The sequence below is a fragment of the Photobacterium sp. R1 genome, assembly GCF_054600795.1.
Map to the genome: position 1 here is coordinate 1 of NZ_BAAHZP010000700.1, position 258 is coordinate 258.

Consider the following 258-nt stretch of genomic DNA (forward strand, 5'->3'; position numbering starts at 1 on the left):
CGTATTGTGGGGCTGGTGGGTATTCTTCTGGCTGCCGCCAGTATGGGGCTGGTCACTTTTTTGTTGTCCTTATTCCTTCAGATTCAACAAGGCTGGACGCCGCTTGAAACGGCAGGTGCATTTGTACCCTACACCTTAACCTTACTGATTATGAATCAGGCGGCAAGTCGCATTGTCGGGTGGTTGGGGCCATTGAAAGTAACAATCAGTGGTTTAGTGGTTGGCGCTGTCGGGTTAAGTCTGCTCGCGGGCATTCAT

General features: G+C 51.2%; 1 protein-coding gene. It reads left to right on the forward strand.

Annotated elements, in window-relative coordinates:
* The coding region (locus ACYP03_RS26895) for a hypothetical protein (RefSeq protein WP_459782794.1) at window positions 1-258 on the forward strand (258 nt) is incomplete at both ends.